Origin of the sequence: Bacteroides sp. 519 (assembly GCF_010500955.1) — a bacterium.
In the GTDB taxonomy this organism is placed as follows: domain Bacteria; phylum Bacteroidota; class Bacteroidia; order Bacteroidales; family Bacteroidaceae; genus Bacteroides.
The window spans coordinates 1-15,957 of the sequence record NZ_QVMJ01000028.1 but is presented as its reverse complement, the minus strand read 5'-3'; the positions used below and the strand labels follow the sequence as shown (position 1 = coordinate 15,957).

Here is a 15,957-nt window from a genome sequence, read left to right as displayed (position 1 = left end):
AAAAGCGGCGATGAGCCGCTTTTTTATTTATATAGAAGTAATTAAATTACTCAGCATCAGTTCCCCATGATTGGTTAGCCAAACGTTTGTAATTGTTATATCTCCATTTTGCATTTTCCTCGGCAGCTTTGAACAGTTCGCCTGCTTCTGCCGGATATTGTTTCAATAAAGAAGTATAACGTACTTCGCCTTTCAGGAAGTTCTGGAATTGTGACCAATCCGGTTCTTTCGAGTCAAGGGTGAATGGGTTTTTACCTTCTGCTTCCAAAGCAGGGTTGTAACGCCACAAGTGCCAGTAACCGCTCTTAACAGCAGCTTCTTCTTCAGCTTGCGATTTACCCATACCGGCTCTTAAACCGTGGTTGATACATGGAGCATAAGCAATGATCAAAGATGGTCCCGGATATGCTTCGGCTTCGCGGATTGCTTTCAGCGTTTGAGCCTGATCGGCACCCATTGCAATCTGAGCTACATATACATAACCGTAAGTTGTTGCCATCATACCAAGGTCTTTCTTGCGGATTCTCTTACCCGAAGCAGCAAACTTAGCAATAGCACCCACCGGAGTAGCTTTTGAAGACTGTCCACCTGTGTTAGAGTAAACCTCGGTATCAAGAACCAGGATATTTACATCTTTACCCGAAGCAATTACATGGTCAAGACCACCGTAACCGATGTCATAAGAAGCACCGTCGCCACCGATAATCCATTGTGAACGTTTAACAAGATACTGTTTCAGATCGTAGATACCTTTGCAGATTTCGCATTTATCTTTTGTAGTTTCTAAAGCAGGGATAATCTTATCGGCAAGTTCTTTTGTTTTATCAGCATCGAACATGTTTGCAATCCATTCTTTGTACAGCTCTTTGCTTTCGGAAGGACAAGCTTCTGATTCAATAGCCTTGTTCATAAGGATAGCAATACGCTCGCGCATCTTTTCGTTGGCAAGCTCCATACCTAAACCAAATTCGCAGAAGTCTTCGAACAATGAGTTAGCCCATGCCGGACCTTGTCCTTTTTCGTTCATTGTATAAGGAGTTGAAGGCACAGAACCAGAGTAGATAGAAGTACATCCGGTAGCATTTGCAACCATCTGGCGATCACCAAACAACTGAGTGATAAGTTTCACATAAGGAGTTTCACCACAACCCGAACAAGCTCCCGAGAACTCGAACAATGGAGTAGCAAACTGTGAGTTCTTCACATTGCTCTTCACATCAACAAGATGCTGTTTGCTGGTAACATTCTTCACACAGTATTCCCAGTTGTTAGCTTCGGCAAGTTGAGATTCCAAAGATTTCATCTCTAATGCTTTGCCACCTTTTTTAGGATTACCCGGACAGATATCGGCACAGTTACCACAACCTAAACAGTCGAGTACAGAAACCTGAATACGGAAGGTTGTACCATCAAATTGTTTACCAATAGTTTTAAGAGTAGTGAAGTTGGCACCGGCTTGTTCTGCTTCGTTCAATACAAACGGACGGATTGAAGCGTGAGGACAAACATAAGCACATTTGTTACATTGGATACAGTTTTCTGGATTCCACTCGGGTACAAATGCAGCTACACCACGTTTTTCGTATTGAGCAGTTCCCTGATCCCATGTACCATCTTCGCGACCAACAAATTTAGATACTGGCAACAAGTCGCCATCCTGTGCATTGATAGGATGAACTACTTCGTTAATGAATGCCGGATCGTTATTAGTTTCCTCTTTGTCGTCAGCAAGATTAGCCCATGACGGATCAACGTTCAGTTTCTTGTATTCACCACCGCGGTCAACAGCAGCATAGTTCATGTTAACAATTTCTTCACCCTTGTTTCCGTAAGATTTCACAATGAACTTCTTCATTTGTTCAATAGCCAAATCAACAGGAATAACACCTGTAATACGGAAGAATGCCGATTGAAGAATAGTATTTGTACGGTTACCCAAACCAATTTCCATTGCAATTTGAGTAGCGTTCATATAATAAACAGTAACGTTTTTCTGTGCCAGATAGCGTTTTACTTTGTTAGGCAGATTCTTTGCCAATTCTTCTTCATTCCAGATTGTATTCAGCAGGAATGTTCCGTTTTGCTTCAAACCACGTGTAACATCGTACATTCTGAGGTAAGCCTGAACATGACAAGCTACGAAGTTAGGAGTATTTACGAAGTAAGTAGAACGGATTGGAGTATCACCAAAACGAAGGTGAGAACAAGTAAATCCACCCGATTTCTTAGAGTCGTACGAGAAGTATGCCTGACAATATTTGTCGGTATTGTCACCAATAATCTTGATTGAGTTTTTGTTGGCACCTACAGTACCATCAGCACCTAAACCATAGAATTTAGCTTCGAACATTCCGTCGCCACCCAAAGCTATTTCTTCTTTCTGAGGAAGAGATGTAAAGGTAACATCATCAACAATACCAATAGTAAAGTGATTCTTTGGTTCGGGCAATGCAAGATTTTCGAACACCGAAATAATTTGTGCAGGAGTTGTATCTTTTGAAGAAAGACCATAGCGACCACCCACTACAACAGGAGTATCGGCAGCACCATAGAAACAGTCTTTTACATCCAAGTAAAGAGGTTCTCCGTTTGCACCCGGTTCTTTAGTTCTGTCAAGAACAGCAATACGTTTAGCTGTTTTTGGCACCGCAGCCAAGAAGTGTTTAGCAGAGAATGGACGGTACAAGTGTACAGCAACCAAACCAACTTTTTCGCCTTGTTCAACCATGTGGTCGATAGCTTCGCGGGCTGCTTCGGTTACAGAACCCATAGCAATAATTACACGGTCGGCATCTTCGGCTCCGTAATAATCGAATAAGCCATATTTACGTCCTGTAATAGCCGACAGTTCGTTCATGTATTCTTCAACAATAGCAGGAACAGCATCGTAATATCTGTTGCACGATTCTCTGTGTTGGAAGTAAACGTCTGGGTTTTCGGCCATACCACGGGCAACAGGAGCACCCGGATTCAGTGCACGTGCACGGAATTCGGCCAAAGCTTCCTGATCAATAAGGTGTGCAAGATCTTCGTTTTCTAATGATTCAATCTTCTGGATTTCGTGTGAAGTACGGAAACCATCAAAGAAATTCACAAAAGGAACGCGTGCTTTCAATGTAGCAAGGTGCGCTACAGCAGCAAGGTCCATAACTTCTTGTACTGATCCTTCGGCCAACATAGCAAAACCTGTTTGGCGGGTAGCCATAACGTCCTGATGGTCGCCAAAGATAGATAAAGCATGCGATGCTAATGCACGTGCAGACACATGGAATACACAAGGCAATAACTCACCTGCAATTTTATACATGTTAGGGATCATCAATAAAAGACCCTGAGAAGCTGTATATGTTGTGGTTAATGCTCCGGCTTGTAATGAACCGTGGAGAGCACCAGCAGCACCCGCTTCCGATTGCATTTCTTGTACCAGAACTGTTTCGCCAAAGATGTTTTTACGTCCTTTGGCTGCCCATTCGTCTACGTACTCGGCCATAGTCGAAGATGGAGTGATAGGATAAATAGCAGCTACTTCGGAGAACATATACGAGATATGCGCCGCAGCCTGATTTCCATCACAAGTAAGGAATTTCTTCTGTTTAGTCATAATTAAATATTTAAAAGTAAAGATTCTCTTATTTATATATAAATTTTTATTAAGAATAATACATCCTCCTCCGCCCTTTGGGCACCTCCTCCAAAGGAGGATACCATGCGGACGATCTATAGCGCAGCCTATCCTCCTTTGGAGGAGGTGCCCAAAGGGCGGAGGAGGACGATAATATCACCAAATCTTTAATATAAAAACCCGAATAGCCATAAAGGAATCTGGTTTTCTTTTCCTATTTCCATTTGATGTATAGCATATGTCACTTCCGGATTTACTTTTAACCGTTGTGTATTTGCACTAATTTTAAAAGGCATATCATTGTTCACAAGGAACGATGAATTTTTATCTCCTTTATATAACTTATGATCTTTATACATTGTATTCAGGAAAAAGGTATCGAGCACATCCTGTTCGTCAACAATAGCAGGATATATGGTGTACATTAAGTTCGAGTTGTGCATCATTACCTTTGCCGGCTTTTTAGGAAACTCTTCGCCTACAGGATAAATCATATTGATTAAACGGGCATCGGCCAGGTATTTAATATAATTCATAACTGTTGCCCGCGATGTTTGAATATCTATAGCCAACTGACTCACATTGGGAGCTTTGGGGCCATTCACCGCCAAAAGATAAAACAGTTTCTTTATTTTAGAGAGGTACTTAAGCTCAATCTGTTTCAGAACCAGAATATCTACTTCAATCATCATGTTCATGGTTTTCAGTAGATTCTCCGAGAAATTACGTTTCTCAAGAAAAAACGGATAAAACCCGTGATGCAGGTAATCCTGAAAATAGTTCAGTGGTTGTACCTTGCTTAATATCCCTTTTGCTATGGCTTCATGATTTTGGAGTATCTCATCGAGAGAGTAGGCACGGAATTTCATATCGGTTTGCAGATTAAGAAACTCGCGGAAAGAAAAGCCACGCAGGTTGTAACTCTTAACAATGTCTCGTAGTTCCAGGTTCTCTTCCTTTAACCTCATCACAGACGATCCGGTGAAAACAATTTTTAGTTCAGGATATTTATCATAACAAGTGCGCAGTTCCTGACTCCAATCCGAGTATTTAAAAACCTGGTCGATTAACAGCACTTTCCCTCCTCTTCGTACAAACTCACCGGCAAAATCAACAATGGAATTATTAGAGAAATAGAAATTATTCATATTTATAAACAAACATGAACGGTCTACGCCAAATTTCTCTTTAGCATATTGAAGTAAAAAAGTCGTTTTTCCTACACCACGTGTTCCTTTGATACCTATGAGGCGATCGTTCCAATCAATTTCATCCATAAGATCACGGCGAACAGGTGCATTGGTATGATCAACAAGGTATGAGTGTGTGCGATAGAATGCTTCCATATTGCAGGTTTTTACGGTTGGCAAAGATAACATCTTTTTTGTAAATTGCAAAGTGGAGATAGCAAAATAAAAAAAAGGCCACTCTCCCGAGCAGCCAATCTTTTTTGTTAAACCTTAAATCTAATACTATGAAAAAACACATTACAAATGTAAGATAGTGACGTTTATATACCAACTTTTGTAACTTAATACAATCATTTATAACAGCACTTAATAAGATTAGCGTATTAAGTTAATTTTAATGTATAATAAACATCCACTTATCAGCTGCATTTAGTTAATATACAGTAATAAAACTCCAGAGTTAATAAAAGTTTTCTTATGTTTGCCGAAAACTCAAATATCAACATGAAACTCTTCTTTTTATTAATGCTCACTTTTGTTCTGGGGGCTAATGTGTATGTTTTCTATCGCTTGTGCAAAATGATGCCCCTTATGTGGGGAAAAGTAGCATTAATAGTACTTGCAGTGGCATTGGTTGGTTGTATATTCCTCTTTTTCCTGGCAAGAGATAGCTTTTCGTTCACTTTCTTATCAGCCATTTATAAAATCGGTACATCTTGGTTCTTTATATTCATTTATTTATTGATGGTGTTGTTGCTGGTCGATTTAATACGGGTTACACATATCTTTCCAATACAGCAATATCTTTCGGCAAGCTGGACAGGATTTTTCTCTGTTACGGGGCTTGTTGCTATTATAATGATATTGGGGTATATTAAATATGAAAATAAAAACCGTGTAGAATTAGATATCACTTTAAACAAGCCAACCACATCCGGATCGACTTTAAAAATTGTAGCAATAAGCGATTTGCATTTAGGATACAGTATAGGAAAAAAAGAGTTTGAGGGTTGGGTAGAACTGATTAACAAAGAAAACCCAGACATTATACTAATGGCGGGTGATATAATAGATAATAGTTTATTACCTGTTCGCCAACAACACATGGAAGAAACATTTCGGAAACTTAAATCCAAATATGGAATTTATGCTTGCATGGGTAACCATGAATATATATCCGGCTATAAAGAAAGTATGGAATTCCTGAAAGAAGCCGGTGTTGTTCTGTTGAAAGATTCAGCACATTTAGTAGACAACAGTTTTTATATTGTTGGTCGCGACGATCGCGCTTCGAACGAAAGAAAAGCAACATCCGAACTTGTGCAATCTATTGACCGTTCCAAACCCATCATTATGCTGGATCATCAACCATACAACCTGGAAGAGGTAGAAAAGAACGAAGTGGATTTACAAGTATCCGGGCATACACATCGTGGACAGGTATGGCCCATTTCATGGATAACCGATGCCATCTACGAAAAATCGCATGGTTATCTTCAAAAAGGAAACAGCCATATTTATGTTAGCTCGGGTATTGGTATTTGGGGTGGTAAATTCCGTATCAATAGCCAATCAGAGTATGCAGTTATCAATCTGAAATACTAATTAAACATTCCTTTTAGCTTAAACATCACAGGTAAAATATAACTTACTTTTACAGCCCTGCCCATTTGCCTACCCGGAGTCCATTTGGGCATTAAATTTACGATTCGCAATGCTTCTTTATCCAAATCAGCGTCAATCCCTCTGATTAGTTTAACATTGCCAACAGAACCATCTTTCTGTATAACAAATTGAACGATTACCCTGCCTTGAATTCCTTCTTCTTTGGCTCGTTGCGGATACCTGATATTGGTATTCAGGAATTGCATTAACGCTTTATATCCTCCCGGATACTGAGGCGCAATCTCAACTGGATATCCATTCGGATCTCCATGTGTATCTTCTTCCTCATCCATTATAAGAGGAATATAACGAATTTGCAGAAGTTCTTCAAGCTCAAGTTCTTCATCCGATAATTCAAGCAGTCCGCTTCCTTCGGTCGAATGCTCATCTGTTCGAAGTATAATGTTTAAAACTTCCGCATCAGTTGGAGGCGGAGGTGGAGGCGGCAAAGGTTCGTCGGGAATAATAATAGGTAATAATTCCATTTCAATATCCGGTTCGCTCATCAACGACACCGTTGTTTTGTTATTATCATACCCACTCCATTCAAGTATAATAAAAACAAAAGCAAGCACCACAATAAACCCCATGGCATACCAGGTGGTTTTACGGCTTTCAAGCTCGGCTTTTTTCGATTTCTTAATCTCCATAATACTTCTCAGCAAAGCAATAACTCCTGAAAGAGCTTGTAAATGTAGAAAAAAATCCAGACTTTGCATTACTTACAATCATTAAAACCAACCTATTTCATTATTTTTGCACCGCAATTGAACTAAAAGAAAGAGCAAACCAATGGCATTAGTTAACGAACATTTTCTCAAATTACCCGACAGTTATCTGTTCCCCGATGTTGCAAAGAAGATTAATACTTTTAAAGTAACGCATCCTAAAGCCGATTTAATAAGACTTGAAATTGGCGATGTTACCCAACCACTACCACCAGTAGTAATTGAAGCTATGCACAAAGCAGTTGATGAAATGGCCGATGCTTCCACATTTCGCGGATATGGACCGGAACAGGGATATGATTTTTTGATTGAAGCTATTATAAAAAATGATTATGCAGCCCGTGGCATTCAGTTCAGCAATAGTGAAATATTTGTAAGCGATGGTTCTAAAAGCGACACCGGAAACATTGGCGACATTTTGCGCCACGATAACTCTATCGGAGTAACCGACCCCATATATCCTGTTTACATTGACAGCAATGTTACAAACGGCAGATCCGGTGAATTGGGAGAAGACGGAAAATGGAGCAATGTAATTTATATACCATGTACCAGCGAAAACAATTTCGTTCCTCAGATACCCGAAAAACGAATTGATATGCTTTATCTGTGTTATCCAAACAATCCTACTGGTACAACCTTAACCAAAGATCAATTGAAGCAATGGGTGGATTATGCACTTCGCAATGACACCCTGATTTTGTTTGATGCTGCTTACGAAGCATACATACAAGAGCCCAACATACCACATTCTATTTATGAGATTAGAGGTGCAAAGAAATGCGCTATCGAGTTCCGAAGTTTCTCTAAAACTGCCGGTTTTACTGGTATACGTTGCGGATATACTGTAGTTCCCAAAGAATTAACTGCTGCCAGATTAGATGGAGAACGCATTCCATTGAATCCGCTTTGGAACCGCCGGCAAACCAGAAGATTCAACGGAGCATCATATATCACCCAACGGGCAGCAGAAGCAACGTATACCCCTGATGGAAAAAGACAGATAAAGAAAACGATTGATTATTATATGGCAAATGCCAAAATTATGAAAGAGGGACTGGAAAATGCCGGATTAGATGTTTATGGCGGAGTTAATGCTCCTTACTTATGGGTAAAAACGCCCAAAGAAACCAGCTCATGGCGTTTCTTCGATAAATTGCTTTACGAAGCAAATGTAGTAGGTACTCCCGGTGTTGGTTTCGGTCCAAGTGGAGAAGGCTACATCAGGCTAACTGCTTTTGGCAATCAAGATAATTGTATAGAGGCTATGAAGCGCATAAAAAAATGGATTAGCTAAATAATAAATCAGAATTGAAAATTAATATTAACGAAAAAACATGAAAAAGATTTTTAAATTAAGAGTGATAGTAGTAGTGCTAATTGCCGTTTTGGGAATAAATACAGCAAAAGCACAGGAAAACAATAATCAGGTAGATGTTTCTATTGGTGCCGATGTTGTAAGTGGTTACATCTGGCGTGGCGAAGATTGCGGTGGAGTAAGCATTCAGCCATCTATATCGGTTGCCAAAAGTGGATTCTCGCTTACTGCATGGGGTTCGGTAGGACTTGAAAGCTCCGATACAAAAGAGTTAGACCTGACACTCGGCTATGAAACCGGCGGATTTAGCATTGGCATTACCGATTACTGGTTCGACCGGGATGATGAAAAGAAAACCCGTTACTTTAAATATGGAGCTCATTCAACTGCTCATATATTCGAAGCAACAGTAGCCTACGATTTTGGCCCGGTTGCATTGAATTGGAATACATATTTTGCAGGTGCCGATTATACCAAAGAAAACGGTAATCGTGCTTATTCCAGTTATGCCGAAGCAATTGTTCCTTTTAAATTAGGTGGATTTGATTTTGCTGCCGAAGTAGGATTAACTCCTTGGGAAGGTGCATATTCAAGCGGATTCAATGTTGTTAATATCTCGTTGGGAACCAGCAAAGAAATTAAAATCACCTACGCGTACAGTTTACAGGCTTTTGCAAAACTCACATTCAATCCTAATCAAGACAAAACTTATTTTGCATTTGGCGTTAGTTTCTAATCTTTGTTCTGAGAGTTTTGAACCGCAGAGTTACGCAAGTTACGCAGAGTTTTAAGAATTAAGAATTAAGAATTGACGATGCCACATAATATAATTCTTAGTTTTTAATTCTTAATTCCTAATTTCTTCCTACCTTTACGCTCCGAATAAAGAATCCATGCGGATTGAATAAATGGAGATGCCGCATGGCTATTCATTATTCAAAATTCAAAATTCATAATTATTGTACGCATGGATAACCGAAGCTTAGTAACTATTGCCGACCATTCGAAAGAGAAAATTCTCTATATGATTGAAATGGCAAAGCAATTCGAAAAACAACCTAACCGCCGACTCCTGGAAGGTAAAGTAATCGCCACTCTTTTCTTTGAACCTTCTACCCGCACCCGCCTTAGTTTTGAAACAGCAGCAAATCGACTTGGAGCAAGAGTTATCGGGTTCACCGATCCTAAAGCAACCAGTTCCTCTAAAGGCGAAACCCTCAAGGATACCATTATAATGGTAAGCAGTTATGCCGATGTTATAGTTATGCGCCATCACCTGGAAGGGGCTGCAAGATACGCCAGCGAAGTTGCCCCGGTACCCATTGTTAATGCAGGAGATGGAGCCAACCAACACCCTTCGCAAACCATGCTCGACCTGTATTCTATATACAAAACACAGGGTACGCTCGAAAATCTAAACATCCATCTGGTTGGCGATCTTAAATATGGTCGTACGGTACATTCGCTTCTCATGGCAATGAGGCACTTCAACCCTACCTTCCACTTCATAGCGCCCGAAGAACTTAAAATGCCCGAAGAATACAAACTGTACTGCAAAGAACACGGAATAAAATATGTTGAACATGTAGATTTCAATGAAGATATTATTCAGGATGCCGACATTATCTATATGACCCGCGTACAGAAAGAGCGTTTTACCGACCTTATGGAATACGAGCGGGTTAAGAACATATATATATTGAAAAACAAAATGCTGGATAAAACCAAAGAAAACCTACGCATACTGCATCCGCTACCACGTGTAAACGAAATTTCGTACGATGTGGACGATAATCCGAAAGCATACTATTTTCAGCAGGCACAAAACGGTTTATACGCCCGTGAAGCTATTTTGTGTGATGTGTTAGGAATTACTATTAATGAGTTATGAGTTTTATGGATAAGATAAAGAAAGAATTACAGGTTGCTGCTTTAGAAAACGGTACTGTAATAGACCATATACCTTCGGAAAAGCTTTTCACAGTAGTATCGTTGCTGGGACTGGAAAATATGACCAGCAATATTACAATCGGTTTTAATCTGGAAAGCAAAAAACAAGGAAAAAAGGGAATCATTAAAATTGCTGATAAATTCTTCTGCGACGAAGAAATCAACCGTATTGCAGTGGTGGCCCCAAACGTAAAGTTAAACGTAATTAAGAATTACGAAGTTATAGAGAAAAAGCAAGTACAGTTGTCGGATGCACTAAAAGGAATAGTAAAATGCGCTAACCCTAAATGTATTACAAACAACGAACCCATGCATACCCTATTCCATGTTACTGATAAAGAGAAATGTATTATCAGATGCCATTACTGTGATAAGGAACAAAAGAGAGAGGAAATAGAAATTATATAATAGGATAATAGGATAATGTGCCAATAGGATAATATGCCAATGTGCCAATAAACTGCGTCAATTAATAATTTGCACATTATTCACATTAGCATTTGCATATTTGCATATTTGCACATTATTCACATTGGCACATTAGCATATTGGCACATTAGTATTATGAAACAAGACTGGAAACCTGGTACGCTTATATACCCATTACCTGCCGTATTGGTAAGTTGTGGAAACGATGAAACCGAATACAATATTATAACAGTAGCTTGGGTGGGCACCCTTTGTACCAATCCACCCATGTGTTATATTTCAGTACGGCCCGAAAGATATTCGCATGGCATCATCAAAAAAAACATGGAGTTTGTTATTAACCTCACAACAAAAGATATGGCCTTTGCTACAGATTGGTGTGGAGTTCGATCGGGAAAAGATTATAATAAATTTCAGGAGATGAAACTCACGCCGGGCAAAAGCACCATTGTTAGTGCACCGCTTATTGAAGAATCTCCCCTATGTATTGAGTGCCGTGTAAAAGAAATCATGTCACTTGGGTCGCACGATATGTTTATTGCAGATGTTGTAAACGTACGTGCCGAAACCGATTATCTGAATGAGAACGGAAAGTTGGAACTGGCAGAAACCAATCCACTTGTATATGTTCATGGAAATTATTTTGATTTGGGCGATAAAATAGGTAAATTTGGCTGGTCGGTCGAAAAGAAAAAAGCTAAATAACAAACCATGAAGCAAACCCTTTTTATATGTATTCTTATTATTGTTAGCATTCATTCTGCTTTTGCTCAAAGCGAACAAAGCAGAATTGAACGCATCAATAACAAAACGGTTAATTTTGGATTCCGGGCAGGATTCAACTCGGCTATGTACCTTGTGTCCAACCTTAATATCAGTGGGGTAACAATCGATGATATACAGAATACATATAGAATAGGTTATACCGGATCGGCATTTATGCGACTCAACTTTCTTAAACACTACCTTCAACCAGAGATATCCTATCAGATAAGCCAAAGTGAGATTACCTTCGACAAACTGGGGTCGCAAAACCCCGAGATTCAACCTGACTATGCTACTATCACATCCAAAATACACAGTTTTGAAGTCCCCGTTTTGTATGGATACAATATCGTTAAAAAAGGACCCTATGGTCTATCTGTTTTTGGAGGACCAAAAATAAAATACTTATCAAACAATCACAATAAAATTACTTTCGAGAATTTCGATCAAAAGAATGTTGAAGAAGAGCTACACCCCATTACTGTAAGTCTAACCATTGGAATTGCTGTTAATATCTCAAACATATTCTTCGACTTTCGTTACGAACAAGGCCTGCACAATATATCAAAGTCTGTTACTTATGATAATATAGTGCACCAAAACAAAGAGATTGTATTTAAGCGCCGGGATAATATTCTAAGCTTTTCGTTGGGAATTATTCTGTAACCCAATCTATTTGTTTTCTGCTTGGAGTTTCACAAATCATTTATTTCTTAATTTCTGTTACAAATTCCATTCTTTTTCTATAAATTTGTACGCTTAACAAAGGAATTGTAAATTAAGTATTTATACTATATACAAAATGAAAAGAGACGATTTAATTTTCGACATTATCGAAAAAGAACATCAACGTCAGCTCAAAGGTATTGAACTGATTGCATCAGAAAACTTTGTAAGTGACCAAGTTATGCAGGCAATGGGCTCCTGCCTAACTAATAAATACGCCGAAGGATATCCCGGGAAGCGTTACTACGGTGGTTGTGAAGTAGTAGACCAAAGCGAACAGCTGGCTATCGACCGTTTGAAACAAATTTTCGGGGCCGAATGGGCAAACGTTCAACCACACTCGGGGGCACAAGCAAATGCAGCTGTATTTCTTGCTGTTATGAATCCGGGAGATAAGTTCATGGGATTAAATCTGGCTCATGGTGGTCATCTTTCACACGGTTCGCTTGTTAACACATCAGGGATAATCTATACTCCTTGCGAATATAATGTAAAAAAAGAAACCGGTCGTGTAGATTACGATCAGATGGAAGAAGTTGCCCTTCGCGAAAAACCCAAAATGATTATTGGTGGTGGTTCGGCTTACTCTCGTGAGTGGGATTACAAACGCATGCGCGAAATTGCAGATAAAGTAGGTGCTATCCTGCTGGTAGATATGGCTCATCCTGCGGGACTTATTGCTGCCGGATTACTTGAAAACCCAGTTAAATATGCTCACATTGTAACTTCTACTACACATAAAACATTGCGTGGACCTCGCGGTGGTGTTATTATGATAGGTAAAGACTTCCCTAACCCATGGGGTAAAACAACTCCTAAAGGTGAAGTTAAAATGATGTCTCAATTACTCGATTCGGCTGTATTCCCAGGTATTCAGGGTGGTCCGTTAGAACATGTAATTGCAGCAAAAGCCGTATCATTCTTCGAATGTATGCAGCCAGAATACGTTGAATATCAGAAACAAGTGAAGAAAAATGCTGCTGCTCTTGCACAAGCATTAATGAACCGTGGGTTTGATATCGTATCAGGTGGTACCGATAATCATTCAATGCTGGTAGACCTTCGTACCAAATATCCTGAGTTAACAGGTAAAGTTGCCGAGAAAGCATTGGTTGCTGCAGATATTACTGTAAACAAAAACATGGTTCCTTTTGATAGCCGTTCGGCTTTCCAAACTTCCGGAATCCGTTTAGGTACTCCTGCCATCACAACCCGTGGTGCCAAAGAAGATCTCATGGAAGAGATTGCCGAAATGATTGAAACTGTGCTATCTAATGTTGATAACGAAGAAGTTATTGCACAGGTACGCAGCCGCGTAAACGAAACAATGAACAAATATCCACTGTTTAGTTAAATTAAAAATTGAGAATTGAGGATTGAGAATTACCATGCAGCATCGTAATTTTCAATTCTCAATTCTCAATTCTCAATTTATTTCATCGCTTCTTTCACCTTAGCCTGAACTGTATGCATTTTATCTTCCGCACGTTCTTTAACATACTCTGCCTGGTTTACACCTTTATCCCAAGTGTCTTTTACGTTTCTTTTTACCTTACCGGCATAGTCTTTCATCTCGTCACACATTTTGTCCAGTCCGCCTTCGTCCTGGCTTCTTTTAAACAAGTAAAATGCAGCTGCACCTAGGGCAGCCCCAATCAATAGATTTTTCATAATTTTTCTTTTTTGCAAATTCTAAAACTATTTATTAACCAAATAAACTAATTTAAAAACAACACTTTAGGCATTTGGTTCATACAACTTACAAAAAAATTACTAATTATTAATTTATATAGAAATATGAGACGTGTATTTATACCATTATTACTTTGCTTTTGCGCGATAACTACTTATGCACAAACCGAAAACGAATACGAGGAAGGAGCATGGGTACTGAAGGGAGTAGCAGGAATCAACCTATCGCAAACTGCTGTGAAAAACTGGGCAGCTGGTGGCGAAAACTCATTAGCCGGAAATGCTTACCTCAATGGAACATTATTAAGAAAAAGTGGAAACTGGTTGTGGCAAAACAACCTGATACTGGAATATGGTTTATCAAAAACCGAAAGTAACGGTGTGAGAAAAATTAACGATAACATTAACTTCTCAACCCAATTAGGGTATACCACAAATAATAAATGGTTTTATACCATTATGGGAGACTTTAAAACACAGTTCTACAAAGGGTATAACTATCCCGATAAAACCAATTATATTTCCAAATTCTTTGCTCCGGCGTACTCAAACATATCTACAGGTATGGAATATCGTCCACAAGCTAACTATTCAATTTACCTCTCTCCAATTTCTGGTAAAATGACTTTTGTTACCGACGACTATCTGTCTGATCTGGGAGCATTCGGTGTTGACCCGGGAGACAAATTTAAAATGGAAATGGGTGCTTACCTGAAAGGCAGAATGGAACAAACTATTATGGAAAATGTAAAACTGATTTCTACCCTGGACCTTTTTACCGCCTACGATAAATCATTCGGAAACATCGATGTAAACTGGGATGTAATGATAAGCATGAAGATAAATAAATTCTTATCGGCAACCCTGAATACAACCCTCAAATACGATGATGATGTAAAGTCTGTTAACGATGATGGTACACTTGGTGGACCGAAAGTACAGTTCAAAGAGATTCTGGGGGTAGGGCTGACGTATAATTTTTAGAAAGTTGATATGATTAAAGAAAAATCCATCAGGATTATTCTAACAGGGATATTCGTTTCTTTATCATCGTTAGTCTTTGCACAAGAAGAGGAACCTGTAATTAGTTTGATTAATAGAAATGACACATTAATCATTTCCAATACAGTCTTCGCTTTCGATTCTATTGATGTAAAACCAGAATTCCCTGGTGGACAAAAAAAGTTAATGGAATACCTGAACGAAAACACCAGATACAAACAAACAGTAGATGCAGTCCATACACGAGTTATCGTAAAATTTATCATTGAAGAAGATGGGAGCATTACCAATCTTTCAGTTATACGATCGCTGGATCCATTTTTGGATCGCGAAGCTATAAGGGTTGTTTCCTCTATGCCAAAATGGAAACCTGGTTATAACAATGGGGTTCCGGTACGAACATGGTGTATTGTTCCAGTATCGTTTAGAATTCAGTAAAAAAATAATTGAAACGCTGAGTTACGCGGAGTTTTTATTTCGATGCATAAGAAAACTCTCGTAGTTCAAAATAGGCCAACGGCCTAATAGCCTCTAGCGTAGGTCAACGGCCTACGATGAGGGACACCGCATGGAATGCGAGGCTGTAAGCCTCGGAGCTTTCTGCCATATAAGCTTCGAGGCATACAGCCTCGCATTTTTATGTACAGAAGATTTTTGCCTAAAAAACCATCATAAGTATCATAACATACCTATCAAGCTGAATTTCAATACAATACATTATGGCACTTCGCCAAAAAGTAAAACATAAGTACCATTACAAGTATCATAACCGTAAGCGTCTCCGCTTTGTCGCCTATATTGTATTTCTTGTTTGTTCTTGGTCAAGGAATGACTGATTTTTTAAAATTCAAAGGGATTTCTTAAGAATTC

The 15,957-nt window shown here is 39.1% G+C and carries 14 protein-coding genes; 10 read left to right on the top strand and 4 right to left on the bottom strand.

Features of this window, described 5'->3' with window-relative positions; translation table 11 throughout:
- Positions 1-46: 46 nt before the first annotated feature.
- Positions 47-3,601 carry a pyruvate:ferredoxin (flavodoxin) oxidoreductase gene (nifJ, locus tag D0T85_RS18335; protein ID WP_163214980.1) on the bottom strand — a complete coding sequence of 1,185 codons (3,555 nt, stop codon included), beginning with the start codon at positions 3,599-3,601 and terminating at the stop codon, positions 47-49.
- Positions 3,602-3,789: 188 nt separating this feature from the next.
- Positions 3,790-4,968 (bottom strand): ATP-binding protein, encoded by a 1,179-nt coding sequence (locus D0T85_RS18330; protein WP_163214979.1) that lies wholly within the window; start codon positions 4,966-4,968, stop codon positions 3,790-3,792.
- A 321-nt stretch (positions 4,969-5,289) separates the two neighbouring features.
- Here D0T85_RS18330 and D0T85_RS18325 point away from each other — a divergent pair, with 321 nt between their 5' ends.
- Positions 5,290-6,417 carry a metallophosphoesterase gene (locus D0T85_RS18325; RefSeq protein WP_239060763.1) on the top strand — a complete coding sequence of 376 codons (1,128 nt, stop codon included), beginning with the start codon at positions 5,290-5,292 and terminating at the stop codon, positions 6,415-6,417.
- Here D0T85_RS18325 and D0T85_RS18320 read toward each other — a convergent pair.
- On the bottom strand, positions 6,414-7,127 hold the full coding sequence (locus D0T85_RS18320; protein WP_163214978.1) for an energy transducer TonB: 714 nt from the start codon (positions 7,125-7,127) through the stop codon (positions 6,414-6,416). The two genes, D0T85_RS18325 and D0T85_RS18320, sit on opposite strands and share 4 nt — an antisense overlap.
- A 142-nt stretch (positions 7,128-7,269) precedes the next feature.
- Between D0T85_RS18320 and D0T85_RS18315 the strand changes: the two genes are divergently transcribed.
- From D0T85_RS18315 to glyA, 7 genes are all read left to right on the top strand, one after another.
- Positions 7,270-8,502: an LL-diaminopimelate aminotransferase gene (locus D0T85_RS18315; protein WP_163214977.1), complete on the top strand. Its 1,233-nt coding sequence runs from the start codon at positions 7,270-7,272 to the stop codon at positions 8,500-8,502.
- Positions 8,503-8,542: 40 nt separating this feature from the next.
- Positions 8,543-9,259 carry a hypothetical protein gene (locus D0T85_RS18310; RefSeq protein ID WP_163214976.1) on the top strand — a complete coding sequence of 239 codons (717 nt, stop codon included), beginning with the start codon at positions 8,543-8,545 and terminating at the stop codon, positions 9,257-9,259.
- Positions 9,260-9,490: 231 nt separating this feature from the next.
- Entirely contained in the window at positions 9,491-10,414 is a 924-nt protein-coding gene (pyrB, locus tag D0T85_RS18305) for an aspartate carbamoyltransferase (RefSeq protein ID WP_163214975.1), read from the top strand.
- 5 nt (positions 10,415-10,419) lie between these two features.
- Positions 10,420-10,881: an aspartate carbamoyltransferase regulatory subunit gene (gene pyrI, locus D0T85_RS18300; protein WP_163214974.1), complete on the top strand. Its 462-nt coding sequence runs from the start codon at positions 10,420-10,422 to the stop codon at positions 10,879-10,881.
- 156 nt (positions 10,882-11,037) lie between these two features.
- Entirely contained in the window at positions 11,038-11,607 is a 570-nt protein-coding gene (locus D0T85_RS18295; protein ID WP_163214973.1) for a flavin reductase family protein, read from the top strand.
- Between the two features lie 6 nt (positions 11,608-11,613).
- Entirely contained in the window at positions 11,614-12,333 is a 720-nt protein-coding gene (locus D0T85_RS18290) for a porin family protein (protein WP_163214972.1), read from the top strand.
- 136 nt (positions 12,334-12,469) lie between these two features.
- The gene (gene glyA / locus D0T85_RS18285; RefSeq protein ID WP_163214971.1) at positions 12,470-13,747 is read left to right on the top strand and encodes a serine hydroxymethyltransferase; all 1,278 of its coding nucleotides are present in this window, start codon (positions 12,470-12,472) and stop codon (positions 13,745-13,747) included.
- Between the two features lie 77 nt (positions 13,748-13,824).
- Here the strand turns inward: glyA and D0T85_RS18280 are convergent, their stop codons facing one another.
- On the bottom strand, positions 13,825-14,064 hold the full coding sequence (locus D0T85_RS18280; RefSeq protein ID WP_163214970.1) for a hypothetical protein: 240 nt from the start codon (positions 14,062-14,064) through the stop codon (positions 13,825-13,827).
- 126 nt (positions 14,065-14,190) lie between these two features.
- Between D0T85_RS18280 and D0T85_RS18275 the strand changes: the two genes are divergently transcribed.
- A complete protein-coding gene (locus D0T85_RS18275; RefSeq protein WP_163214969.1) occupies positions 14,191-15,069 on the top strand; it encodes a DUF3078 domain-containing protein in 879 nt (292 codons plus the stop codon).
- A 9-nt stretch (positions 15,070-15,078) separates the two neighbouring features.
- Positions 15,079-15,525, top strand: a complete 447-nt coding sequence (locus D0T85_RS18270; RefSeq protein ID WP_163214968.1) for an energy transducer TonB — start codon at positions 15,079-15,081, stop codon at positions 15,523-15,525.
- Positions 15,526-15,957: the final 432 nt, after the last annotated feature.

Coding starts and splice junctions, on each gene's coding strand:
- nifJ (WP_163214980.1), bottom strand. CDS start 3,601: ATGACTAAACAGAAGAAATTCCTTACTTGTGATGGAAATCAGGCTGCG.
- D0T85_RS18330 (WP_163214979.1), bottom strand. CDS start 4,968: ATGGAAGCATTCTATCGCACACACTCATACCTTGTTGATCATACCAAT.
- D0T85_RS18325 (WP_239060763.1), top strand. CDS start 5,290: ATGTTTGCCGAAAACTCAAATATCAACATGAAACTCTTCTTTTTATTA.
- D0T85_RS18320 (WP_163214978.1), bottom strand. CDS start 7,127: ATGGAGATTAAGAAATCGAAAAAAGCCGAGCTTGAAAGCCGTAAAACC.
- D0T85_RS18315 (WP_163214977.1), top strand. CDS start 7,270: ATGGCATTAGTTAACGAACATTTTCTCAAATTACCCGACAGTTATCTG.
- D0T85_RS18310 (WP_163214976.1), top strand. CDS start 8,543: ATGAAAAAGATTTTTAAATTAAGAGTGATAGTAGTAGTGCTAATTGCC.
- pyrB (WP_163214975.1), top strand. CDS start 9,491: ATGGATAACCGAAGCTTAGTAACTATTGCCGACCATTCGAAAGAGAAA.
- pyrI (WP_163214974.1), top strand. CDS start 10,420: ATGGATAAGATAAAGAAAGAATTACAGGTTGCTGCTTTAGAAAACGGT.
- D0T85_RS18295 (WP_163214973.1), top strand. CDS start 11,038: ATGAAACAAGACTGGAAACCTGGTACGCTTATATACCCATTACCTGCC.
- D0T85_RS18290 (WP_163214972.1), top strand. CDS start 11,614: ATGAAGCAAACCCTTTTTATATGTATTCTTATTATTGTTAGCATTCAT.
- glyA (WP_163214971.1), top strand. CDS start 12,470: ATGAAAAGAGACGATTTAATTTTCGACATTATCGAAAAAGAACATCAA.
- D0T85_RS18280 (WP_163214970.1), bottom strand. CDS start 14,064: ATGAAAAATCTATTGATTGGGGCTGCCCTAGGTGCAGCTGCATTTTAC.
- D0T85_RS18275 (WP_163214969.1), top strand. CDS start 14,191: ATGAGACGTGTATTTATACCATTATTACTTTGCTTTTGCGCGATAACT.
- D0T85_RS18270 (WP_163214968.1), top strand. CDS start 15,079: ATGATTAAAGAAAAATCCATCAGGATTATTCTAACAGGGATATTCGTT.